This is a genomic window from Winslowiella arboricola (assembly GCF_025527015.1).
GTDB lineage: Bacteria > Pseudomonadota > Gammaproteobacteria > Enterobacterales > Enterobacteriaceae > Erwinia > Erwinia arboricola.
Window position 1 is genome coordinate 190002 of the sequence record NZ_JAODIM010000040.1, and the last position, 22585, is coordinate 212586.

The 22585-nt window shown below is 54.5% G+C and carries 20 protein-coding genes; 3 read left to right on the forward strand and 17 right to left on the reverse strand.

Annotated elements, in window-relative coordinates:
- Window positions 1-2: 2 nt before the first annotated feature.
- Window positions 3-1430 carry a glycoside hydrolase family 1 protein gene (locus tag N5923_RS10735; RefSeq protein WP_267143893.1) on the reverse strand — a complete coding sequence of 476 codons (1428 nt, stop codon included), beginning with the start codon at window positions 1428-1430 and terminating at the stop codon, window positions 3-5.
- Between the two features lie 11 nt (window positions 1431-1441).
- A complete protein-coding gene (locus N5923_RS10740) occupies window positions 1442-2776 on the reverse strand; it encodes a PTS sugar transporter subunit IIC (protein ID WP_267143892.1) in 1335 nt (444 codons plus the stop codon).
- Between the two features lie 185 nt (window positions 2777-2961).
- Here N5923_RS10740 and N5923_RS10745 point away from each other — a divergent pair, with 185 nt between their 5' ends.
- Window positions 2962-3276 (forward strand): PTS lactose/cellobiose transporter subunit IIA, encoded by a 315-nt coding sequence (locus N5923_RS10745; protein WP_267143891.1) that lies wholly within the window; start codon window positions 2962-2964, stop codon window positions 3274-3276.
- A 118-nt stretch (window positions 3277-3394) separates the two neighbouring features.
- On the opposite strand, the gene lysA is transcribed toward N5923_RS10745, so the two are convergent.
- Window positions 3395-4648 (reverse strand): diaminopimelate decarboxylase, encoded by a 1254-nt coding sequence (lysA, locus tag N5923_RS10750; RefSeq protein ID WP_267143890.1) that lies wholly within the window; start codon window positions 4646-4648, stop codon window positions 3395-3397.
- Window positions 4649-4775: 127 nt separating this feature from the next.
- Here lysA and N5923_RS10755 point away from each other — a divergent pair, with 127 nt between their 5' ends.
- Entirely contained in the window at window positions 4776-5696 is a 921-nt protein-coding gene (locus N5923_RS10755; RefSeq protein WP_267143889.1) for a LysR family transcriptional regulator, read from the forward strand.
- Here the strand turns inward: N5923_RS10755 and N5923_RS10760 are convergent.
- Window positions 5693-6856 (reverse strand): MFS transporter, encoded by a 1164-nt coding sequence (locus N5923_RS10760; RefSeq protein ID WP_267143888.1) that lies wholly within the window; start codon window positions 6854-6856, stop codon window positions 5693-5695. The two genes, N5923_RS10755 and N5923_RS10760, sit on opposite strands and share 4 nt — an antisense overlap.
- 491 nt (window positions 6857-7347) lie before the next feature.
- Here N5923_RS10760 and N5923_RS10765 point away from each other — a divergent pair, with 491 nt between their 5' ends.
- A complete protein-coding gene (locus N5923_RS10765; protein ID WP_267143887.1) occupies window positions 7348-7974 on the forward strand; it encodes a serine protease in 627 nt (208 codons plus the stop codon).
- A gap of 38 nt (window positions 7975-8012) precedes the next feature.
- Here N5923_RS10765 and N5923_RS10770 read toward each other — a convergent pair whose 3' ends face one another.
- The 13 genes from N5923_RS10770 to dsbC all read right to left on the reverse strand — a co-directional run bounded on the left by N5923_RS10770 (window position 8013) and on the right by dsbC (window position 22567).
- Entirely contained in the window at window positions 8013-8534 is a 522-nt protein-coding gene (locus N5923_RS10770; protein WP_267143886.1) for a cupin domain-containing protein, read from the reverse strand.
- 38 nt (window positions 8535-8572) lie between these two features.
- Entirely contained in the window at window positions 8573-9649 is a 1077-nt protein-coding gene (gene fbpC, locus N5923_RS10775) for a ferric ABC transporter ATP-binding protein (protein WP_267143885.1), read from the reverse strand.
- A gap of 10 nt (window positions 9650-9659) precedes the next feature.
- Window positions 9660-11735, reverse strand: coding sequence for an ABC transporter permease (locus N5923_RS10780; protein ID WP_267143884.1), 2076 nt, complete (start codon window positions 11733-11735; stop codon window positions 9660-9662).
- 66 nt (window positions 11736-11801) lie between these two features.
- Window positions 11802-12833, reverse strand: a complete 1032-nt coding sequence (locus N5923_RS10785; RefSeq protein WP_267143883.1) for an ABC transporter substrate-binding protein — start codon at window positions 12831-12833, stop codon at window positions 11802-11804.
- A gap of 44 nt (window positions 12834-12877) precedes the next feature.
- Window positions 12878-14185, reverse strand: a complete 1308-nt coding sequence (uhpC, locus tag N5923_RS10790) for an MFS transporter family glucose-6-phosphate receptor UhpC (RefSeq protein ID WP_267143882.1) — start codon at window positions 14183-14185, stop codon at window positions 12878-12880.
- Between the two features lie 87 nt (window positions 14186-14272).
- Window positions 14273-15811, reverse strand: coding sequence for an MASE1 domain-containing sensor histidine kinase (locus N5923_RS10795; RefSeq protein ID WP_267143881.1), 1539 nt, complete (start codon window positions 15809-15811; stop codon window positions 14273-14275).
- Window positions 15811-16440, reverse strand: a complete 630-nt coding sequence (locus N5923_RS10800; RefSeq protein ID WP_267143951.1) for a response regulator transcription factor — start codon at window positions 16438-16440, stop codon at window positions 15811-15813. The genes N5923_RS10795 and N5923_RS10800 overlap by 1 nt, the downstream gene beginning before the upstream one ends.
- A 98-nt stretch (window positions 16441-16538) precedes the next feature.
- On the reverse strand, window positions 16539-16964 hold the full coding sequence (locus N5923_RS10805) for a type II toxin-antitoxin system VapC family toxin (protein ID WP_267143880.1): 426 nt from the start codon (window positions 16962-16964) through the stop codon (window positions 16539-16541).
- On the reverse strand, window positions 16964-17215 hold the full coding sequence (locus N5923_RS10810; protein ID WP_267143879.1) for a type II toxin-antitoxin system prevent-host-death family antitoxin: 252 nt from the start codon (window positions 17213-17215) through the stop codon (window positions 16964-16966). The genes N5923_RS10805 and N5923_RS10810 overlap by 1 nt, the downstream gene beginning before the upstream one ends.
- 135 nt (window positions 17216-17350) lie before the next feature.
- The gene (lysS, locus tag N5923_RS10815) at window positions 17351-18874 is read right to left on the reverse strand and encodes a lysine--tRNA ligase (RefSeq protein ID WP_267143878.1); all 1524 of its coding nucleotides are present in this window, start codon (window positions 18872-18874) and stop codon (window positions 17351-17353) included.
- Between the two features lie 9 nt (window positions 18875-18883).
- Window positions 18884-19982 (reverse strand): peptide chain release factor 2 gene (gene prfB, locus N5923_RS10820; RefSeq protein WP_267143877.1). Its coding sequence is split into 2 segments (ribosomal slippage): window positions 18884-19906 and window positions 19908-19982, totalling 1098 coding nucleotides; the frame shifts between segments, so codons are not numbered across the junction.
- 143 nt (window positions 19983-20125) lie between these two features.
- The gene (recJ, locus tag N5923_RS10825) at window positions 20126-21856 is read right to left on the reverse strand and encodes a single-stranded-DNA-specific exonuclease RecJ (RefSeq protein ID WP_267143876.1); all 1731 of its coding nucleotides are present in this window, start codon (window positions 21854-21856) and stop codon (window positions 20126-20128) included.
- 6 nt (window positions 21857-21862) lie between these two features.
- Window positions 21863-22567: a bifunctional protein-disulfide isomerase/oxidoreductase DsbC gene (dsbC, locus tag N5923_RS10830; protein ID WP_267143875.1), complete on the reverse strand. Its 705-nt coding sequence runs from the start codon at window positions 22565-22567 to the stop codon at window positions 21863-21865.
- Between the last annotated feature and the right edge of the window lie 18 nt (window positions 22568-22585).

Genomic DNA, 22585 nt, shown 5'->3' on the forward strand with positions numbered 1-22585 from the left:
CCTTATTTCCATTTATCATCAAGCGTGATCGTCAGCTGATGACTGTCACGCAGGCTGCGATACCAGTGGGCTGACTTCTTCATCCGCCGCTGGCGCTGGTTATCCAAATCGATTTCGATTAGTCCGTAACGGTTCTTAAAAGCGTTCATGGGTGAAACATTGTCGGTAAACGCCCACAACATATAGCCCTGACAATTGGCACCCGCCTCACGCGCTTTCAGCGTCTGATAAAGATGTTCCCCGATAAATTCGATGCGATAGTCATCCTCAATCTGGCCGTCAGCATTGCGGAACTGCGCTTCGTTTTCGATGCCCATCCCGCTTTCGGCGACAAACCACGGGAAGTTGCCGTACTCCTGTTTAATACGCATCGCCATATCAAAAATAATCTGCGGACGGATTTCCCAGCCGCGCGATTTATTCATGCGGCGTCCCGGCAGTTCAAAGTGGTCATAGTAGTAAGCCGGATGGAAGGGTGTCTGCGGGTGCCAGGCATGGGATGGTGCTTTGACGCGATGCGGATAGTAGAGATTGATGCCCACTTCATCGACGCGGTAATCCGCAATCAGCTGCAATTCAGCGGCATCGTAGTCCCACTGCACCTGATGTTCAGCCAGTAGTGCGATCAGCTGCGCCGGATATTCGCCTTTAATTGCCGGATCAAGAAATACGCGGTTATAAAACAGGTCGTACATCTCTGCGGCTTTAACATCATGGGGCGCGCCGGAACGCGGATAAGTCACTTCCGGGTTCAGGATGGTGCCGACCGTGCCCTGATAACCTTTCTCGCGAAACAGCTTCACCACTTTGGCGGTCGCCAGGTTTTTATGGTGGTTCCACTGCATCCACTTATGCGTATTCTGCTCATACGGCCAGCGCAACGCATCCAGATAAACCCGGGTTTGCACCACAATCGGCTCGTTAAAGGTGAACCAGCGCGTCACTTTGCCGGCATACCGTTCGAACACCTTTTCCACATAGCGCAGATACAGCTCCACCACATGTTTCGATCCCCAGCCGCCATACTGTTCCAGCAATACAGCGGGCAGTTCGTAATGCTCAAGGCAGAGCATCAGCTCAATGCCCTGACGCTGCATCTCATCGATCAGGTTGTCGTAGTAGCGGGCGTACTCCTCATCCACTACCCCATTTTCGTAATCAGTCAGAAAGCGCGACCAGTTAATCGAGGTGCGGTAGTGGGTCAGACCGGCCGCCTTCATCAGCGCCACATCTTCCTGATAACGATTGATAAAATCGGTGGCCCCCGCCGGGCCGTAGCCGTTATGCCAGACCTGGCGATCGTTCTTATACCAGGCGTCAATCCACGAGTCCTGCCCCGCTTTCTTGCCGCTCCAGCCTTCGGTTTGCCAGGCTGAGGCGGCGGCGCCGAGAATAAAGTCATCGGGGAGGGTGACGGTTACCTTACTCATCATGACTCCTGTTAGTTGTTAGCCATTTCGGGTTGCAGCGCCTTATCTTCAGCGGCCTGCGCACGACGGGCGGCGATTTTGACAAACGGGAAGTAGACCACCACCGACACCAGAATGCAGACAATCTGCGTGACGACCGCGCCCATCGAACCGGCGGTAGAGAGCCAGGCGTTGATAATCGGCGGCGTGGTCCAGGGCACCATCACCACCGCTTTACCGGCAAAACCGGTGAGCGTAGCGAAGTAGCCAATCGAGCCGGTAATCAGCGGGGTGATAATAAACGGGATCGCCAGAATAGGATTCAACATAATCGGCATGCCGAAGATCACTGGCTCATTGATATTAAACAGCCCGGGGCCAAACGACAGCTTGGCGATTTCGCGCATCTCTTTGCGTTTGGTCGCCAGCATTACCGCTGTCAGCAGACCAATGGTCAGGCCGGAGCCGCCAATGCTCATATACACATCCCAGAACGGCATGGTGATAATATTCGGCGCCTCTTTGCCCTGCTCAAAGGCATTCATATTCACCAGAATCGCCCCCAGCAGCAGCGGCTCACGAATCGGTTTAATCATCTGGTTGCCATGGATACCGATCACCCAGAACAGCTGGGCGACAAACATCAGCAGCAGAATGCCCCACAGGCTCTGCACCACCGACTCCAGCGGCTCCTGCACCACTTTGTACACCGCATCGTAAAGATACATGCCGGTAATACGGTGAAAGATAAAGCCCAGCGTGGCGATAGCGGTAACGGTAATAATCGCCGGGATCAGCGCGGAGAACGAAGCGGCCACATTGGGCGGCACGGTATCCGGCATTTTGATTTTCAGGCGATCCACGTTTTCCAGCCGGCAGTAGATTTCCACCGACAAAATGGCGATAAACATGCCGAGGAACAGGCTTTTGGTATCAGAGAACTGCTTAGCCAGCACATCGGTAACCAGCTGCATCTGACCACCGACCATCATCTGCAAAGTGGTCGGCGTGACGGCGATAAAGCAGATAATCGCCAGTAAGCCGGGGAACAGCGTCTTAATGCCATTGATTTTGCCCAGCTCAATACCGATCAGAAACACCGCGCCGATATTGAGAAAACTGAGCGTGGCGTAGTTAATACTGGTGGTAATCGGTTTCAGCTCGGCAAGGAATGAGAGCGCAGAAAAACTGGCGAGGCCATTTTTTGGATCCAGCACCATATTGGAGATCAGTACCGAGAAAGCACCGACAATAATCACCGGCATCAGGGTAATAAACGATGCTTTGATCGCCATGATATAGCGGTAACTATTGAATTTAGTGGCGAAACTCCCCAGAGAGTCGATGAGACGATCCTGTAGAGACATGAGTCATACCTCAAAGTAAAAGTGGCGACATCCGGTTATAGGGTCAGCGGTGATATTCCGTTCACCTGGCATACCAAAATTAACCAGATTGATTTATTTTTCTGTGATTCAGTTCTCGGAACGGTGTTTTGGAATTCCAATAATATGAAATCACATTATTTGGCATACCAATATGTGAGGTGAGTATGGATTTTGAACAAATTATGATGGAGTTGCTGATTAACGCCGGTGAAGCGCGATCCCATGCGATGAGCGCCATCCAGTTTGCCCGCAAACGCGAATGGCAGAATGCCGACGATGCGCTGGCGGCGTCAGTGGAAGCGGCAAAAGCCGCCCATCAGATTCAGACCCGCCTGATTGGCGCTGATGAAGGGGTGGGGAAAGTGCCGGTGACGCTGATCCTGGTGCATGCGCAGGATCATTTGATGAATGCGATGCTGTGCCGCGATCTGGCCGAGGAGATTGTGTTGCTGAGGAAAGAGATGTCTGGAGAGGTTTAATATGGGCGGCGAGAACGCGTCATTAGGTGCGTGCAAACCATCGGCACGGGCGGCGAGAACGCTGCCCCTACAGTCAATTAATTCCAGGGGCGGCATTCTCGCCGCCCGTACTGGAGATTCAGATTTCTAACGCCAGCAGCTCCGCAAAGGTCTGACGACGGCGAATTTCGCGCGGCTGACCTTTTTCAAACAGCACTTCCGGCAATAGCGGGCGGGTGTTGTAGTTGGATGACATCGAGGCGCCATACGCTCCGGTATCATGGAACACCAGATAATCGCCAACCTGCACCACCGGCAGCGCGCGGGTCTCTACCTTGCCGCCCTCCAGCTGGGTGAAGACATCGCCGGATTCGCATAATGGCCCGGCCACTACGCTGTCGATGGTCTGCTGCTCATCGATCTGGCGATTATCACCGGCGATCGCCGAAATATGGTGGTAACTGCCATACATTGCCGGACGCATCAGATCGTTAAAACCGGCATCCACCAGCACAAAGTGACGGCTGCCCATCGCTTTAACTGCACGTACCTGTGAAACCAGCACGCCGGACTCTGCCACCAGGAAGCGTCCCGGTTCAATTTCCAGTTTCACCGCATGACCCAGGTGTGCGGCAATCCGCTCACGCGCGCCGTTCCACAGGCCGAAATAGTGTTCAGTATCGATTGCTTCTTCGCCGTAGTGATAAGGAATCGACAGGCCGCCACCGGCAGAAATCGCCTCCAGATCCTGGCCGAAGCTGACCACCTGATCGACCATCGCATCACACACCTGCTCGAGGTGACCATAATCCACACCAGAACCGATATGCATATGAATGCCGACCAGTTGCAGGCCATACTGCTGGATCGCCGTCAGGGCGAGGGTCAAATCGGTATACCAGATGCCATGCTTGCTGTTTTCGCCGCCGGTGTTGGTTTTCTGGCTATGACCATGACCAAAGCCCGGATTGACCCGCAGCCAGACACGATGGCCGGGAGACACCGCGCCCAGCTGTTGCAGCATATCGACCGAGCCGACATTTACCGTGATTTTTTTCTCCGCCACACGCGCAAGGGTTGGTGTATCAAACACATCGGCAGTAAACACAATTTCATCGTCGCCCGGCTGGAACCCGGCAACCAGTGCGCGCTCAATTTCACCCAGTGATACCGAGTCCACTTTCACCCCGGCCTGACGCATCAGACGCAAAATATGAATATTGGAGCAGGCCTTCTGTGCGAAGCGGATCACGTCAAACTGTTGCAGTTGCGCGATACGCGCCTGAATGATATCGGCGTCATACGCCCATACCGGGCAGTCGTACTGACGAGCCAGAGTAAGCAGATTGTCACGGTTCAGTGCGGTTTCACGGTTATTTAGCGGGCGTGGCATGGCGATTCTCCTGTAGTTATGCGCTTATTACGCCACAGGCCAGCCTTGTTGAAAAATATCTGTTTAATCCATGTCTATGCAAATATGATATGGCTTTCAGCAACGGACTCAGCGACGGAAGCGGAACATGGCCAATATTAACCTGCGTCATATCGAGATTTTTCATGCGGTGATGACCAGCGGTAATCTGACGGAAGCGGCAGCGATGCTGCATACTTCGCAGCCGACCGTCAGTCGCGAGCTGGCGCGCTTTGAAAAACTCATTGGCTTGCGGCTGTTTGAACGGGTGCGGGGGCGTTTGCAACCCACGGTGCAGGGTTTGCGTCTGTTTGAAGAGGTGCAGCGCTCATGGTACGGGCTGGATCGCATTATCGATGCGGCGGAAGGACTGCGTCAGTTCCGCCAGGGCGAACTCTCCATCGCCTGTCTGCCGGTATTCTCCCAGTCGCTGCTGCCGCTACTCTGTCAGCCATTTCTTCAGCGCTATCCCGATCTCAGCCTGAATATTATTCCGCAGGAGTCGCCGCTGCTGGAAGAGTGGCTGTCGGCGCAGCGCCACGATCTGGGACTGACCGAAACCACCCTCACCCCGGCGGGAACCGATCGTATCGAGCTGCTGACGCGCAACGAGGTCTGTGTGCTGCCGCGCGGCCACCGGCTGGCGGATCGTACCGAGCTACAGCCGCAGGATTTTGCCGGCGAAAACTATATCAGCCTGTCACGCAGCGACAGCTATCGCCAGCTGCTGGATAAACTGTTTGCCGCGGAGGGGGTGCAGCGGCGAATGGTGATGGAGACCCACAGCGCCGCTTCGGTCTGTGCGATGGTAAAAGCGGGCGTGGGTATCTCAGTGGTAAATCCGCTGACGGCGCTGGATTACGCCGACAACGGCGTGGTGATTCGACGCTTCAGCATCGATGTGCCCTTTACCGTCAGCTTAATCCGCCCCCGTCATCGTCCGGCGTCGGCGCTGGTCGATGCCTTTAGTCATCATCTGCAGCAGCATATTGGCCTGTTCAGCCAGCGCCTCGACGCCTTACTGGCTTAAGCGCTGACCGGCTGCGTCTGGCCGCGTACGCCACGGAAGGTGATCAGGCAGACAATCAGCCCAATCACCGCCAGCACTGCCGCCGCGACCGGTACTGCCGTCAGGCCATAGCCGCCGCCAATCACTGCGCCGCCCACCCAGGCGCCGAGCGCATTGCCAACGTTAAACGCCGAAATATTCAGCGTCGATACCAGGTTCGGCGCATCTTTACCGTGGCGCACCACGTTGATTTGCAGGCCCGGCACGGTGGCAAAGGTGGCCATCGCCCACAGGAACAGGGTGATTTCCGCCAGCCACAGCGCATGGCTGGTCCAGCTAAACAGCAGTGAGAAGATGGCGATCAGCGAGAAACTTAAAATCAGGCTGAAGGATACGCGCCAGTCCGCCAGCTTGCCGCCAAGAATATTACCGACCGTCAGGCCGCCACCAATCAGGAACAGCGTCCAGCTGACACCACGATCGCTAATACCGGTCACCTCTAACAGCAGCGGAGCGATATAGCTAAACAGTGCAAACATCGCGGCGGCGAAAAATAGGGTCATCATCAGCGACAGCCACAGCTTACCATTGGCCAGCGCACCAATTTCACTCGCCAGATGCACCGGTTTCTCCTGTTTATTCACCGGCAGGCTGACAATCAGCGCGATAAATGCCAGCACGCCAATCACCGACACCGCCCAGAAAGTGGCGCGCCAGCCAAACAGCTGACCAAACCAGGTACCGAGCGGTACGCCCAGTACATTCGCCAGCGTTAAACCGGTAAACATCAGCGCTACTGCCGATGCCTGTTTCCCTGGCGCCACCAGGCTGGCAGCCACTACGGCACCAATACCGAAGAACGCGCCGTGACACAGCGCAGTCACCACCCGTGCCAGCATCAGCAGGTTGTAGTTATAAGCCAGCGCACAAAGAATATTGCCGATAATAAAGATCGACATCAGCAGCACCAGTGTGCGCTTGCGCGGCAGTTTAGCCGTCAGCAGCGCCATAATCGGCGCGCCAATCGCCACGCCCAGGGCATATCCGCTGATCAGCCAGCCCGCAGATGGAATCGACACCTGAAGATCCTTCGCCACTTCGGGCAGCAATCCCATAATGACAAATTCTGTCGTGCCGATAGCAAACGCACTCAACGCTAACGCCAGTAATGAAACGGGCATATCACTCTCTCCCAAAAATTAGACCATTTGATAATGCAGGCAGGATGTTTCTGAAAATAAATCCGCTTTTAGTGCCGGTTTTGATCAAGATTAAAATTTGAACTCTGTCACACTGCTATTAATAGCATAGCTAACAATTCGGTTACACCCCGCATGGCGCAAGGGTCTTTTGCCGCACAAGCAATAATCGCGACCAGCATTATTCAGAAAATTGTCACGCGAAATACACTTTTGCCAGGCAGTCTGGATCAACGTCTAATGGAATTTTTATTCTAATTCCCGTTCTAAACTTTATCAATTCTTAACATTTCACGCTAAGATTGATCTCAGTTTCGACCTTAAGGCAAATGAAGCGTTGCCATCTTCGTTGAAATCTTTAGGCTTTGGCGCAAATTCAGCTTTAAAGAATATGGCCGTTCAGCCGATACCTTGTACATGGAACGTGCGGGTAAATAGTTACGTTGCTTGATAATCAACGTCGGGGAGACAAAATGCGACTGGTTACATCCTTAATGATGTTTTTCCTGAGTGGATGCTCAGTAGGGAATTATCAGTACAGCAAAGAGGCTGAAAAAAGGGTCGATATGACGGTAACCGGTATCCCGACAGTGATGGGCATCGGTACGCTGGGCACCACCATACCATTGACATCGCAGTACAGCCTGACCGCCGCCCATGTGGCAAAGTTCTCGATGTATAAAGTGAAAGCCTACCATCCTGAATGCGATCTGGCCGTGGTCTATCACAAGAACGACGAAGCCAGCCTGCCACCCAGCTTTCGTAATGGCAGAATGGGCGACAAAGTCAATCTGTATGGCTACAGCTTTATTTCCGCGATGCCGGTAGCATCGAGCGGCACTAACCTGATCAATACCGGGTTAAAGAATAAATGGAATAAACTCAGCTGTGTGGTGGTGGCCGCCAATGCAGGTGTGGTGCAGGGAATGTCCGGTGGCGCGGTATATAACGCCTCTGATGACAGTATCGGCGGCGTGATCGTTGGCTACACCAGTGAAGTTAACGACAATAAAACCGGTAAGACGTTGTTTAAAGATGTGGCGCTGTATGTGCCCTACGCACGCTTTAAGGACTGGCTGGATACCGCGCTCAAGTCTTAAGCAATACGGGCGGTGCAAATCCGCCGCCCCATGCTTTATTAACTCTCCTTTTTCAGCGTATTTAACGCATCCGGCAAGCCATTATGATCGCCGAATTGCTGCTCCGGCACGTCGTTCCAGCGATCTTCGCGCGTCGCTTCATACGCCTGGTTTTTCGGGTAGAAGATACGGTTTTCCGCTTTATTCGCCTCACCAATTACCATCAGGCGCGCTTCGCGATCGCTGTTATTGATAAAGGTGTGACAGATGCCGGTGCCGGCGGGAAACGCCACGGCGTCCCCCGGTTGCAGCGCAAACATCTCACCATTAATCCACGCGTGCGGGTGCCCTTCCAGCACATAAACAAACTCTTCTTCAGCGCTTTCTGCATGCGGATAAGACATGCGCCGCCCCGGCAACAGTCGCTCATGGTGAATGCCAATCCGCGTCAGTCCCAGCCGGTAACTCAGCACGGTGCCAATCGACATCAATTCATCACTGTCGGGATAATGCTCATTATCTTCACCCTCCAGTTCACGCCAGTTGCGGATAAAGTCAGGGCGGGATTGTTTTGTGGTCATGGCACCCTCTTTGCTCTTTGCTTAAGTTAAAACCCGGTTCAGGCACTATCGCGTAATTCAAACATCCCAAAGGGATGAATCTGCAGATAGTAGTGATCGCCCGGTGCTGGCTGCAGCTCGATGGCATTGACCTGTAACAGTAGCTGCTGCCCGTGCCAGTCAACCAGCACCTCGTACTGCGGCCCCATATAAGCCACTTTTTTTATCGTACAACGCTGACTGAGATCACCCTGCTGACTGAGGGTAATGGCCTCCGGTCGCACACCAATATGGCACTGCTGCAATCCGAGGGCAAAACCCTGCGGGCGTGCAACCGGATAGCCAAATATCTCAACGCTACGCTCAGTGATCTGTGCATCAAAGATATTAGCATCGCCCATAAAACTGGCCATAAAACGTGATGCCGGATAGCGATACAGCGTCTGCGGTTCGCCGAGCTGCATAATCTTACCTTTGTTCATTACCAGCACCGTATCCGACACGGCAAATGCTTCACTTTGATCGTGTGTGACATACAGTGAGGTGATATTGAACCGTTGCTGCAATTCGCGGATCTTTTCGCGCATGCTGCGTCGCAGGTTAGCATCGAGGTTACTGAGCGGCTCATCAAACAGCAGCACCTTGGGTTTCAGGATCAGGGCGCGCGCCAGCGCCACACGCTGCTGCTGCCCACCGGAGATCTGGTCGACAAAGCGATCGGCAAACCCCTCCAGATCCACCAGCTTCAGCGCTTCCTCCACCCGATCGCGAATTTCCGCTTTTGGCCGGCCCAGCATCCTTAAGCCATAACCAATGTTCTCGCCCAGCGACATATGCGGAAACAGCGCATAAGACTGAAACACCATGCAAATATCTCGCTGCTGGATCGAACGGTGAGTGACATCTTCGCCATCGATCAGGATCTGCCCTGCGCTGGGCTTTTCGAGTCCAGCCACCAGCCGCAACACCGTGGTTTTACCGCAACCCGATGGCCCCAGCAGCGTCACCATCTGCCCTTGCGGGATCGCCAGGTTAAGATCGTCAATCACCACATTGCTGCCAAAGCGCTTACCAATATTTTTCAGCTCGACGAAGTGTTTTTTATTTTCATTAGGTTGTGCAGTGTTAGCGTTCATAAGCACCCTGTTAACTGTTTTTCGCCCGTGAACGGGCCACGCGCGCTTCACCAACCAGCGCGTCAAAGATAAAAATGATAGCCAGCATCACCACGATCAAAACCGATCCATAGGCGATAGCCATGCCGTATTCGCCATCCTCAACGCGGTTCAGGATGTAGGAGGTCGCTACGCGCGTATCCGGCGTCACCAGGAACACAATTGCGCTGACGGTGGTAATGGCGCGCACAAAGCTGTAGATCAGCGCCGAAAGGATCGCCGGTCGCAACAGTGGCAGCACGATAAACAGCACCGTTCTTAACGATCCGGCGCGCAGACTGAGCGAGGCTTCGTCAAGAGATTTATCCAGCTGTCCCAGCCCGGCGATACCGGCACGGATCCCCACCGGTACATTGCGCATCACCATGGAGATAATCACAATCGCCGCGGTGCCGGTGAGATAGACCGGCGCACTGTTAAACGCCAGAATATAGGACACCCCGGCCACCGTGCCCGGCACGGCAAAACAGAGCATGGTCGTGAACTCAATCACCTTCTTACCGGTAAAGTGCTGGCGCACCACGATATACGCAATCAGTAAACCAAAGATGGCGGTAATCGGTGCGGCAATACCGGCGTAGAGCAAGGTATCCAGCAGTGAAGGCCAGGCGCCGTCACTGAATCCCTGACCAAACAGTCTGGCAAAGTTGTCCAGCGTTAAGGTGTAATCGACACCCCAGTTGACGGTAAAACTGCCATAGAAAATGCTGCCATACAGCAATACGTTAAAACCAATCCACACCCACAGCAGCAGTGTTACCGCCGTGACCAGCGACACCGGCAGCGGTTGTACATCGCCACGCGTCGATTTGCCGGAGATGGTGACGTAGGAACGTTTCCCGATCCACATATACTGGATGCAGAACACCAGCAGCGAGAACAGCAACAGAATCACGCCGAGCGTACTGGCCGCGGCATAGTCGAGCTGAGCGCCGGTGATATAGAAGTAGATCTGCGTCGCCAGCACGTCGAAGTTACCGCCGAGCACCAGCGGATTGCTGAAGTCAGCCAGCGACTGCACAATCACAATCAGGAACGAGTTAGCCAGCGCTGGTTTCAGCAGTGGTAAAAACACGCGTTTAAAGGTCTGATAACGGTTAGCGCGCAGGGTGTAAGAGGCCTCTTCCAGCGACGGATGAATGGTTTTAATCGCGCCATCGAGGATCATAAAAGACATCGGGGTAAATGCCAGCACCTGTGCCAGCCAGATGCCGGTAAAACCATACAGCCAGTTGCTGTTGGTCAGCCCCAGGTATTGCACCATAAATTCGGTAACATAACCGGAGCGCCCCATCATCAGGGTCACTCCCAACCCGACCACAAACGGCGGCGTAACAATCGGCAGAATCGAGAAGATACGGCCAATCAGCGCCGAGCGTTTGGCGATGCGCGTGGTGTAAATAGCCAGCACCAGTCCAAAGAAGGTGCAGCCAATGCCAACTGCCGCACTAAGCAGGAACGAGTTCCAGATCACCTGAACAATATGGGCCTGACCAAGGATATTCATAAACTGCAACGGCGCAAACTCTCCGCTGTCATTGCGGAACATCGGCTTAAAAATCGCCAGGCTTGGATAGAGGATAAACAGAGCAATCAGCGCAATAATCGCAATCAGTGAGCCGAGGACAAAACGATCGCCGCCGAGCCACTCCAGACGTGACAGCGCCAGCGTCATAATGGCGCCAAGGCTGATCAGCATCAGAATCGTGCCGTAGCCCATCCCGCGCCCGACCAGCGTTGCGCTTACCACCATAAATAACATGCAAAACAGCGCGTAGCCAGCATCAAACAGATGGCGGCCACGCTTTTCGCGACTAACACTCTGAGCCGGACGCAGCAGCAGTAATAGCGGCAGCAGCAGCCATGCCAGCGCGACAGTCACGCCAGACCAGCCATAAGCGGCGACAATTTCGTCACCGGTGGACTCCAGCAGCCCGTAATCAAGGCTGAATACCGGCAGCAGCACAAAGGCCAGCACCAGAACACCCAGCCAGTAGAAAATAGCATCCCGTCTCTGCGGCGGGCGCAGAGCTATAGCATCACTCATGATATTCCCCGGTAATGGGTAAAGAGAGCAGTAGCACGCCGCAACGGCGTGCCTGTGGGGCCTGGGTTATTTACCCATTTTGACGTCGTTGACCCATTTGGTGATCAGGTGCTTACGCATCTCTGTCGCACCATATTTGTCCATGTCGTAATCGATCAGTTTCAGGTCGTCGAGTTTCAGTGAGTTAGGTGAGGTTTCGGCAGTGGTATTGGTAAGAATCTGGTAGGACTCACCTTTTTTCCATGACGACTCCTGCGCCTCTCTGGACAGCGCCCAGTCAACAAACAGTCTGGCGTTATCCTGATTACGCGCGTTTTTCAGGATGCTGACACCGCCAATCTCATAGCCTGAGCCTTCACATGGAGAAATTAACTGCAGCGGTGCGCCCTTCTCTTTCTCCAGCGAATAGTCATGCAGGAAGCCGATGCCGATGGCGGTCTCACCGCGTGCAGCGTTACGCGCCGGCGCAATCCCCGATTTGGTGTACTGGGAAACATTGCCGTTCAGTTTTTTCAGATAATCAAATGCCTGCTCTTCACCCCACAGCTGGGTAAAGGTGGCCAGCGCGGTATAAGCGGTACCGGAACTTTGCGGATCGGCGATCTGGATCTCGCCTTTGTAGACCGGGTTAGTCAGATCCTTCCAGCATTTGGGTACCGGCAGGTTTTTCTCTTTCAGCCGATCGGTATTGACCCCCAGCCCGAGAATACCGATATAGATTGCCGACGAGTAGTTACCTTTAACTTTGGCCGGATCGCGGAACTGCGGCATGATCTGTTCGAGGTTTGGCGACTTATACGCGGCCAGCAATCCCATCTCTCCTGCCTGTGACTGCGGATCAAGGGTGCCGCCGTACCAGACATCCGCCTGCGGGTTATTTTTTTCCGCATCGACTTTCGCCAGCGTACTGCCGGAGCCATTGCGAATAAAACTGGTCTTAACCTGATACTTGTCGCCGAAGGCTTTGGCCTCGGTTTCACACATAGTATTGGTGGCGCTGCAGTAGATCACCAGACGGCCTTTAGCCTGAGCGCTACCCGCGAAGGCGGCCAGCGCCAGTCCGGCAGCAATAAACGTAGCGAGAGGAATGATTTTCATTATTTTATCCTTATCTGTTGGGTACAAAGATCAGACTGCGGCAGTTAATCTGCCTGTTTAAATCTCAGTCGGTTTAACCCGGCGATCAGCAGTGGCATCAGCAGCAGACCAATACAGCTGGCCGCCAGCGTCAGCAGTGCAAAGAAGCCCGGCCAACCGTAGTGTTCTAATACCTGCGCCAGCGGCCAGCCGGCCAGCGCGGCCCCCAGATAGGCAAATAAGCCGAGGAAGCCGGTCACCGTCCCCGCCGCGTCTTTATGGCAATATTCGGCGGCGGCCAGGCCAATCAGCATTTGCGGACCGAAGATAAAGAAGCCGAGGCTGAAAAAGCACATCGATAACAAGCCGTAATGGTGAACCGGCGCCAGCCAGAGTGCGGTCATACTAAGAAACAGCCCAAAGGCAAACAGCAAAATCATCGGCGCGCGCTGACCACGAAACAGCAGATCCGACCCCCAGCCCGCAAACAACGCACCAATCAGGCCGCCCAGCTCGAACAACGACAGCGTGGCATTGGCGCCAAGCAGTGAAACCTGATGACTTTCCGCCAGCCAGATATTGCCCCAGTCATTCAGCGCAATACGGATCAGATACACCAGCACATAGGACGCCGCCAGCAGCCAGATTGTACGGTTGGCCAGAATCGCCTGGCGCAGAATAACGCGCATCGCCATCGGCGGACTGTGCTGCTCCTGCCATAGCTCCAGCGGATCGCGGCGCCATTGCCCCACGGTTGGCAGCCCCTGCGCCGCAGGTTTGTCACACAGCTGCCAGCACAGCCAGATCCCCAGCAACATCCCCATCACGCCAGGCACCAGCAGCGCCGCCTGCCAGCCATAGCGGGAGGCGAGAAACCCCGATAACAGAGGTACCAGCGCACCGCCCATGGTGATCGAGGTATTCCAGCAGCCCCACCAGAAGCCACGCTCGTTGCGTGAATACCAGCTGGTCAACAGCCTCGCGCAAGGTGGCCAGCCCCAGCCCTGAAAAAAGCCATTTAGCGTCCAGACAATCAGCAGTGCGCTCCATGAGTGGCACAGGGTAAACACCACATTCAGCAGGCCGGTGATAAACAGGCCAGTGCCCATAAACCAGCGCGCCGAACTCTTATCGCTGATAATGCCGGAGAAGAATTTTGACGCGCCGTACACCAGATAAAACAGCGTGCCGAGCAAACCGATATCCGCTTTATCCAGCCCAAGTTCCAGCTGCATCACCGGCATCGCATAACTGACGCTTTTGCGCGTCAGATAAAAGGCGGCGTAGCCCACTACCATTGAGAACAGCAGCCGGGGACGCCAGTAGCGATAACCGGCATCTATCTGTTCGTCAGTCAGGACCGTTGCGGACATGCACTCCTCCTGGGTTGCGGCGAGTATAAAAAACGGCGGATGATTTGGGATGAGATAAAGTTGGAGTGAGCTAAGACTTATTCCTGGTTAAGGGGATATTTGATCCAGTTTTGTGGGCAAGTTAACAATAATGCGAGTGCCCTGTTGCTGTGACATCTGCCAGTCGCCGCCAAGCGCACGTACCCGCTCTTCAATGCCACGCAAGCCAAATCCTCCCGTACCCTTGACGCTCATTCCGATGCCATCATCGCTGACGGTAAGGGTAATCAGGCGCTGATGCTGTACCAGGCTGACCTTTACCTGTCGTGCCTGCGCATGCTTACTGATGTTATTCAGCAACTCCTGAACCACGCGATAGAGGGTAAAAATCAGGGTTTCATCCTGCGGCAGGGAAGTCAGCTGATAATCGAGCTGAAAATCAATGCCCTGTTCAGCAAATGAGAACTCTCCCGCCAGCTGGTGCAGAGCCTTGTCCAGTGCCATCTCTTCCAGCACCGGTGGGCGTAGCTGCCGCAGCAGCTGACGTGTGGTGTGGTGAATACGTTTTGACAGATCGCCGATCTGTCCGGCAGCCTGCTGCACCGCCGCAGAATCGGCGGTGCGATTCACCAGCATCGCCTGAATCTGGATGGCGGTGATGTTCTGGCCGATTTCATCATGCAACTCACGCGCAATCGCTTTGCGCACCGCTTCTTCGGTATCGACCAGTTGCGTCATCAGCTGGCGACGCGCCTGCAACTCTTTTTCCAGTTGCAAACGGTAACGCTGCAAGTGCTGCGCCAGTTGCTGCTGACGGCTGACGGCAATGCCCAGCCCGGTGCCCAGCAGCGCCTGGGTGGAGAGAAACAGCTCCAGCTCGCGCAGATCGTGAAAAGCACCGCTCGCCTGACGTGTCAGGGTAATCAGTACACTGCCCAAAATGGCTGACAATACCCCGCCCTGCCAGCCAAATTTATAGGCCATAAATACATTGGGCAGAAATACCAGCATCAGCAGCAGGCGCTCCATTTCTGGGGCGATCGCTACCTGTATGCTGACGCCGATGGCAAAGAACACCGAGCACCAGATTAGCAGCGAAGTGCGAAGTGGCGGATCGGGCATGCGCTGCGCCAGCATATCGCTAAGGTGTTGTTGGCGGAGGTACTCATAGATCAGGTAACTAAACGGTGTCAGCAGAATGCCACCGGTAAATGAAGCCAGCATGGTTTGTGTCATGCCATCATTGAGCCATGGGCCAATCAGCACGCCCTGCAGCAGGGTATTAGCGCTGACTGCGGCCAGCAATACCGTCAGGCGCTGCCAGTAGAGGGTATGACGATGCCAGACGCGCTGACTCAGCCAGGCGGGGAGTAAACTGATTAACGGTGACAGCAGCACCCAATCGCGCGCCAGTAAATGCTGCCACTGCAGGGCGCTGATCATTATCCCTTCCACCAGCAGCAGAGCCAGCCAGTAGCGACGCGGTAACAGGATCATCAACGCCAGATGCAGCCCTTGCGGCAGCAGCAATACCGCCTGCTGTCCATTCTGGCTGAGGTAAAAACTGATCGTCCATAGCGCCAGCCAGCTAAGGGCAAAAAACAACGCCAGAAACAGTGAAAGAACCAGATGGCGGCGCTGTGGCATCAGTGACGACTCAGCAACTGATGCTGGAGAGCAAAATGCACCAGTTCAACGGTGGTGGCGCACTGCAATTTACCCAATACGTTGGCGCGATGCACATGGACGGTTTTATGGCTCAGATCAAGCTGAACGGCAATCGCTTTTACACTAAGCCCATTTACCAGCAGGTCGAAAATTTCTTTCTCACGCGGCGTCAGTTCCGCCAGTTCGCCGGGGATCTGAGTGGTTTGCCGCAATGCACGCAATGCATCAGCACACAGATACAGACCGCCGACGCTGACGGTGCGCAAAGCCTGCACCAGCTCCTCCGGGCCACAGCGCTTGGTCAGATAACCGCTGGCGCCAGCGTCCACCGCGCCCTGCACAAATGCGCTGCTGTCGTAGATACTGAGAATAATGGCGCGGAAACCGGGTCGCTGCTGACGCAGCCGCTGTAGCAGACTCAGACCACTCTCTTCCGGCATCGAAATATCCAGCACCACCACATCAATATTGTCATGCAACAGATGCGGCCATGCCTGCTGTGCGCCAGAGAACTGTCCGACCACCTGAATATCACTCTCCAGCGACAGTAACTGAGCAAACCCCGAACGCACTACTACATGGTCATCGACCAATGCCACGTTAATCATATTTTGTAACACCGCTGTCATATTTTCTGCATGATGCGGGGGAATGAGCAGACTGGCAAACCAATGGCGGGAAATTGCTGCGGGGTTAACAAAAATAGCTATGTACAGAGCCAGGGATTAACTAACGGGGCATGCATGCCGATAAAATCGTTGGTATTACGAGTCACAACCGTCATGCCGTGCACGATTGCCGTGGCGGCAATCAGCGCATCCGCTTCCGAGCGTTTATCCGGCACATGCAGCCTGGCGCAACAGAGCGCCACCGCTTTATCGACAGCGAGAATCCGCTTGCTGAATTCGATTAACACCTGATCCTCAAACCAGCTGCGGAGCATGCGGCCCTGCGAACGGTCTTTTCGCTCTTTATTCAGGATGCCTTTCTCAATTTCCAGCACGGTAATAACTGAAATAAAACACTCGCTCAGATTAACCGACTCCGCCCAGTCAATCACCGCCGCATCGGCTTTACCGGATTTCGCCTTGCGTAGCTCCGAGATAATATTGGTATCCAGTAAATACAGCATCAGAGATCCACATCCCGATCAGAGATGACGGCACGCACGGTATCGAATTCGATATCCTGCCCCTCAGGCATCGACAACGCATCAGTCAGAGTACGGCGGTGGCCTGACAACCGGATAAACTCGTCATAGGTAATCAACACATGCGCCGGTTTACCGCGCACGGTGATATATACCGGGCCAGTTTCTGCCGCTTTCTTTGCGCTGGAAACATCCTGATTAAAATGACGGCTGGTATAGGTTGTGGTGGTCATTTTGCCCCCCAAGTAGAGATGTTGCTACATAATTAATTTACTACAAGCGGGCGAAAACAGACAACAGAAAGAACAAAAAAACGGCAAAAAAAACGGCCAGCATCTGCTGACCGTTATTAGCGTACGAACGCCCGCTTACTTATTGGTTGGACGCAGTGCCGGGAACAGGATGACGTCGCGAATGGTGTGGCTGTTAGTAAACAGCATCACCATACGGTCGATACCAATGCCCAGACCGGCCGTCGGCGGCAGGCCATGTTCCAGCGCGGTGACGTAGTCTTCGTCGTAGAACATTGCTTCATCATCACCGGCATCTTTGGCATTCACCTGCTGAGCGAAACGCTCGGCCTGGTCTTCTGCATCATTCAGCTCGGAGAAGCCGTTACCGATTTCACGGCCGCCGATAAAGAACTCAAAGCGGTCGGTGATTTCCGGGTTGTCATCATTACGACGCGCCAGCGGCGAAACTTCAGCCGGGTATTCGGTAATAAAGGTCGGCTGAATCAGATGGCTTTCAGCGGTCTCTTCAAAGATCTCCGTTACGATGCGGCCCAGACCCCAGCTCTTCTCAATTTTGATGCCGAGAGAGGTAGCGATCGCCGAGGCTTTTGCCAGATCGTCGAGATCCGCCAGATTGGTTTCCGGACGATATTTCAGAATCGCTTCTTTCATCGTCAGTTTTTCAAACGGTTTACCGAAATCAAATTCCTGCTCACCGTATGGCACCACGGTGCTGCCCAGTACATCCTGCGCCAGGGTGCGGAACAGGCTTTCGGTCAGTTCAATCAGATCGCGGTAATCCGCGTACGCCATATAGAGTTCCATCATGGTGAACTCAGGGTTGTGGCGCGGCGAAATGCCTTCGTTACGGAAGTTGCGGTTGATCTCAAACACGCGGTCAAAGCCACCCACCACCAGACGCTTCAGATACAGCTCCGGGGCAATACGCAGATACATATCAATATCCAGCGCATTGTGATGGGTGATAAACGGACGCGCAGAGGCGCCGCCCGGGATCACCTGCATCATTGGCGTTTCAACTTCCATAAAGTCGCGGCCAACCATAAACTGACGAATGCCAGCCATGATCTGTGAACGCACTTTAAAGGTGTTGCGTGATTCGTCATTGGCAATCAGATCAAGATAACGCTGGCGGTAACGGGTTTCCTGATCGGCCAGACCATGGAATTTGTCCGGCAGCGGACGCAGCGCCTTGGTCAGCAAACGCAGTTCGCTACAGTGAATCGACAGTTCGCCGGTTTTGGTCTTGAACAGCTTACCGCGTGCGCCGAGGATATCGCCTAAGTCCCACTTCTTGAACTGCTCGTTGTAGTGACCTTCTGGCAGATCGTCACGCGACACATACAGCTGAATACGGCCACCCACATCCTGCAGGGTAACAAATGATGCCTTACCCATAATGCGGCGAGTCATCATACGGCCAGCGACGCTGACCTCGATATTCAGATCGACCAGTTCTTCACTCTCTTTACCGTCAAAGTCGGCATGCAACTGGTCGGAAGTACGGTCACGGCGGAAGTCGTTTGGAAACGCCACGCCATTGTCACGCAGCGCGCTAAGCTTTTCGCGACGCGCTTTCAGTTCGTTATTAAGCTCAACTGCGGCATCAGCAGCACCCTGCGGTTGTTGTTCAGACATGTCGGTTCCTTATAACCCTGCTTTCAAACTTGCTTCAATAAATCGATCCAGATCGCCATCCAGTACCGCCTGGGTGTTACGTGTTTCCACCCCGGTACGCAGATCTTTGATGCGTGAATCATCAAGGACGTAAGAACGAATCTGACTGCCCCAGCCGATATCTGACTTGGTCTCTTCCAGCGCCGCTTTTTCAGCATTTTTCTTCTGCATTTCCAGCTCGTACAGCTTCGCCTTCATCTGCTTCATCGCCTGGTCTTTGTTCTTATGCTGAGAACGGTCATTCTGACACTGCGTCACGGTATTGGTCGGGATATGGGTAATACGCACCGCGGATTCAGTACGGTTAACGTGCTGACCACCCGCGCCGGATGCGCGATAGACGTCGATACGCAGATCTGCCGGATTGATTTCGATATCAATATCATCATCCACTTCAGGATAGATAAAGGCAGAGCTGAATGAGGTATGGCGACGGCCACCGGAGTCAAACGGGCTTTTACGCACCAGACGATGCACACCGGTTTCGGTGCGCAACCAGCCAAAGGCGTAGTCGCCGATAATGCGCAGCGTGGCGGATTTAATTCCGGCCACATCGCCATCAGACTCTTCAATAATTTCGGTTTTAAAGCCTTTGGCTTCCGCCCAGCGCAGATACATACGCACCAGCATGCTGGCCCAGTCTTGTGCTTCGGTACCGCCGGAACCAGCCTGAATGTCGATGTAACAATCAGCGCTGTCGTATTCGCCAGAGAACATGCGGCGGAATTCCAGTTCGCCCAGCTTCTTCTCCAGCCCATCCAGCTCGCTGACGGCTTCGTTGAAGGTGTCTTCATCGTCGGCTTCAACTGCCAGTTCCAGCAGTCCAGCCACATCTTCCAGACCTTGTTTCATCTGGTCGAAGGTGTCGACGATCGCTTCTAACGTCGAGCGCTCTTTACCCAGCGCTTGCGCACGCTCTGGATCGTTCCAGACGTCAGGCTGTTCGAGTTCGGCGTTTACTTCTTCGAGGCGTTCTTTCTTAGCATCGTAGTCAAAGATACCCCCGAAGAACGTCGCTGCGCTCCGTGAGATCCTGAATACGGTTTTTTACCGGATTAATTTCAAACATGATTAAGAATCTTTAGTTAAGGATGTCTGTATATAACGGGGCAGTTTAACTGAATTACGGCGAGGTTTGTAGCATTCAACGCGTTGAATGCTCTGAAGGGGAGCCGGGAACGGCTCCCCTGCGGTTTTTCAGAGAGTCCGAATTTACAACGGCCACAGATGCTCAATAATCAGCTGCACATTCCTGTTGCCGCGAAACTCGTTTACATCGAGCTTATAAGCCAGTTCAACCTGCTTAACGCTCGGATCCGGCCACAGTGCAGTATCGATATTAAACGCGATGCCATCCAGCAACGGGCCGCCGCCGAGCGGTTCCAGCATCACTTTTAAATGACGCTCCCCCACCAGCCGCTGTTGCAGCAACTTAAATTTGCCATCGAAAATCGGCTCCGGGAAAGCCTGTCCCCACGGGCCGGCTTCGCGCAGCAATTCAGCGGTCGCCAGCGTCAGCTCCTGCGCCGCCAGTTCGCCATCAGACCAGATCACGCCCTGCAACGAGTCAGCATCTAGCCATTCGCCGACCAGTTCGGCGAAACGCTGGCTAAACTCCTCAAAGCGCGCCTCTTCCAGCGACAGTCCGGCGGCCATCGCGTGACCGCCAAACTTCAGCACCAGCCCCGGATGCAGCGTATCGATGCGCTCTAACGCATCGCGCATATGCAAACCTGAAACCGATCGCCCGGAACCTTTTAGCGTGCCGTCACCGGCGGGGGCAAAGGCGATCACCGGACGATGAAAACGCTCTTTCAGCCGCGAAGCCAGAATGCCGACCACCCCCTGATGCCACTCGGGATGATACATGGCGATGCCGAGCGGCAGCGCTTCACTGCCGCGCTCCAGCTTGTCACACAGGCTTAGCGCTTCAGCCTGCATGCCCTGCTCAATCTCTTTGCGCGTCTGGTTCAGCGCATCCAGTTCATGCGCCAGCATCCGCGCCTGTCCGACATCTTCCGTCAGCAGCAACGCTACGCCGACCGACATATCATCAAGACGTCCGGCGGCATTGAGTCGTGGGCCGAGCGCAAACCCAAGGTCGCTGGCCGCCAGCTGCCGGGCGTCACGGGCGGAAATCTCCAGCAACGCGCGGATGCCAGGACGGCATTTCCCGGCGCGAATACGGCTCAACCCCTGCCACACCAGAATGCGGTTGTTGGCATCCAGCGGCACCACATCGGCCACGGTGCCCAGCGCCACCAGGTCCAGCAGTTCGGCAAGATTAGGTACTGCCTGTCCCTGCTCAAACCAGCCCTCATCGCGCAGATGCGCACGCAACGCCAGCATCAGATAGAAGGCAACGCCCACCCCCGCCAGCGAACGTGACGGAAATTCGCAGTCGGCAAGATTAGGATTAACGATCGCTTCCGCCGCTGGCAGGGTATCGCCTGGCAGATGGTGATCGGTAATCACCACCGGAATCCCTTTCTGATGGGCGCAAACCACGCCCGCCAGCGACGAAATACCATTATCAACGGTGACGATCAGTTCTGCGCCGCGCGCTGCCGCCTGTTCCACCACTTCCGGACTGAGACCATAACCATCTTCGAAACGGTTCGGCACCAGATATTCGATATTGCGGCCACCCATGCTGCGTAACGCCAGCACCGTCAGTGCGGTACTGGTGGCGCCATCGGCATCAAAATCGCCGACAATCATAATGCGTTTATGATGCGCCAGCGCCTGGTGCAGTATTTCAACCGCGCGCTGAATGCCGCTTAGCGACTGAAAAGGCAGCAGATATTTTGCACCGCGCTCCAGTTCACTGGCCTGCAGGATACCGCGATGACTGTATAAACGGCGCAACAGCGGATGAAGCTCTGCCGGTAGCTGCGCTGTGTCCACCGCCTCACGGCGACGGAGTTGAGTTGGTTTATTCACTGAAACTTAACCACCACGCTTCTGACCATCAAGCATCTGCTTCATCTCTTTCGGTCCCTGATAGCCTGGCACCATCATGCCGTTTTCCAGCAGAATGGCAGGCGTCCCCTGGATGCCATACAGCACGCCGAGTTTGTAGTGTTCATCAAGGTTGATTTTGCAGTCGATTGGCGACACTTCTTCGCCTTTCATCGCCGCATCAAAGGCTTTGTTGCGATCCGCCGCACACCAGATGGACTTCATCTCTTTTTCCGTCGGGCTGTTCAGCCCCTGACGCGGGAAAGCCAGATAACGTACGGTAATGCCCAGCGCATTATAGTCCGCCATCTGTTCATGCAGCTTACGGCAGTAACCACAGGTGATATCGGTAAATACGGTAATCACATGCTGCTCTTTCGCCGCCTTATACACGATCATCTCTTTGGCCAGCGCGTCGACTTTTTTCTCCAGCAGTTTATTGGTGACATTCACCGGCTGCGTGCCGCTGACGTCATACAGCGGCCCCTGGATAAAGTGTTTGCCGTCTTCAGAAACATAGAGCACGCCACTTTCAGTCAACACGGTTTTGGTGCCCGCTAACGGCGAAGGTTGAATCTCAATTTGCTGTAAACCCAGCTTCTTCAGTGAAGCCTGAATTGCCGCATCATCGGCCTGAGCCACGCCAGTGACTGACGCAAGCAGCAGTGATATCAGCATAAAACGCTTTTTCATATTGATCCTTAATCTTTA

What these genes read in the sequence shown, in the direction of transcription:
- N5923_RS10735 (WP_267143893.1), bottom strand. Translation starts at nt 1,430, where the DNA reads ATGAGTAAGGTAACCGTCACCCTCCCCGATGACTTTATTCTCGGCGCC.
- N5923_RS10740 (WP_267143892.1), bottom strand. Translation starts at nt 2,776, where the DNA reads ATGTCTCTACAGGATCGTCTCATCGACTCTCTGGGGAGTTTCGCCACT.
- N5923_RS10745 (WP_267143891.1), top strand. Translation starts at nt 2,962, where the DNA reads ATGGATTTTGAACAAATTATGATGGAGTTGCTGATTAACGCCGGTGAA.
- lysA (WP_267143890.1), bottom strand. Translation starts at nt 4,648, where the DNA reads ATGCCACGCCCGCTAAATAACCGTGAAACCGCACTGAACCGTGACAAT.
- N5923_RS10755 (WP_267143889.1), top strand. Translation starts at nt 4,776, where the DNA reads ATGGCCAATATTAACCTGCGTCATATCGAGATTTTTCATGCGGTGATG.
- N5923_RS10760 (WP_267143888.1), bottom strand. Translation starts at nt 6,856, where the DNA reads ATGCCCGTTTCATTACTGGCGTTAGCGTTGAGTGCGTTTGCTATCGGC.
- N5923_RS10765 (WP_267143887.1), top strand. Translation starts at nt 7,348, where the DNA reads ATGCGACTGGTTACATCCTTAATGATGTTTTTCCTGAGTGGATGCTCA.
- N5923_RS10770 (WP_267143886.1), bottom strand. Translation starts at nt 8,534, where the DNA reads ATGACCACAAAACAATCCCGCCCTGACTTTATCCGCAACTGGCGTGAA.
- fbpC (WP_267143885.1), bottom strand. Translation starts at nt 9,649, where the DNA reads ATGAACGCTAACACTGCACAACCTAATGAAAATAAAAAACACTTCGTC.
- N5923_RS10780 (WP_267143884.1), bottom strand. Translation starts at nt 11,735, where the DNA reads ATGAGTGATGCTATAGCTCTGCGCCCGCCGCAGAGACGGGATGCTATT.
- N5923_RS10785 (WP_267143883.1), bottom strand. Translation starts at nt 12,833, where the DNA reads ATGAAAATCATTCCTCTCGCTACGTTTATTGCTGCCGGACTGGCGCTG.
- uhpC (WP_267143882.1), bottom strand. Translation starts at nt 14,185, where the DNA reads ATGTCCGCAACGGTCCTGACTGACGAACAGATAGATGCCGGTTATCGC.
- N5923_RS10795 (WP_267143881.1), bottom strand. Translation starts at nt 15,811, where the DNA reads ATGCCACAGCGCCGCCATCTGGTTCTTTCACTGTTTCTGGCGTTGTTT.
- N5923_RS10800 (WP_267143951.1), bottom strand. Translation starts at nt 16,440, where the DNA reads ATGATTAACGTGGCATTGGTCGATGACCATGTAGTAGTGCGTTCGGGG.
- N5923_RS10805 (WP_267143880.1), bottom strand. Translation starts at nt 16,964, where the DNA reads ATGCTGTATTTACTGGATACCAATATTATCTCGGAGCTACGCAAGGCG.
- N5923_RS10810 (WP_267143879.1), bottom strand. Translation starts at nt 17,215, where the DNA reads ATGACCACCACAACCTATACCAGCCGTCATTTTAATCAGGATGTTTCC.
- lysS (WP_267143878.1), bottom strand. Translation starts at nt 18,874, where the DNA reads ATGTCTGAACAACAACCGCAGGGTGCTGCTGATGCCGCAGTTGAGCTT.
- dsbC (WP_267143875.1), bottom strand. Translation starts at nt 22,567, where the DNA reads ATGAAAAAGCGTTTTATGCTGATATCACTGCTGCTTGCGTCAGTCACT.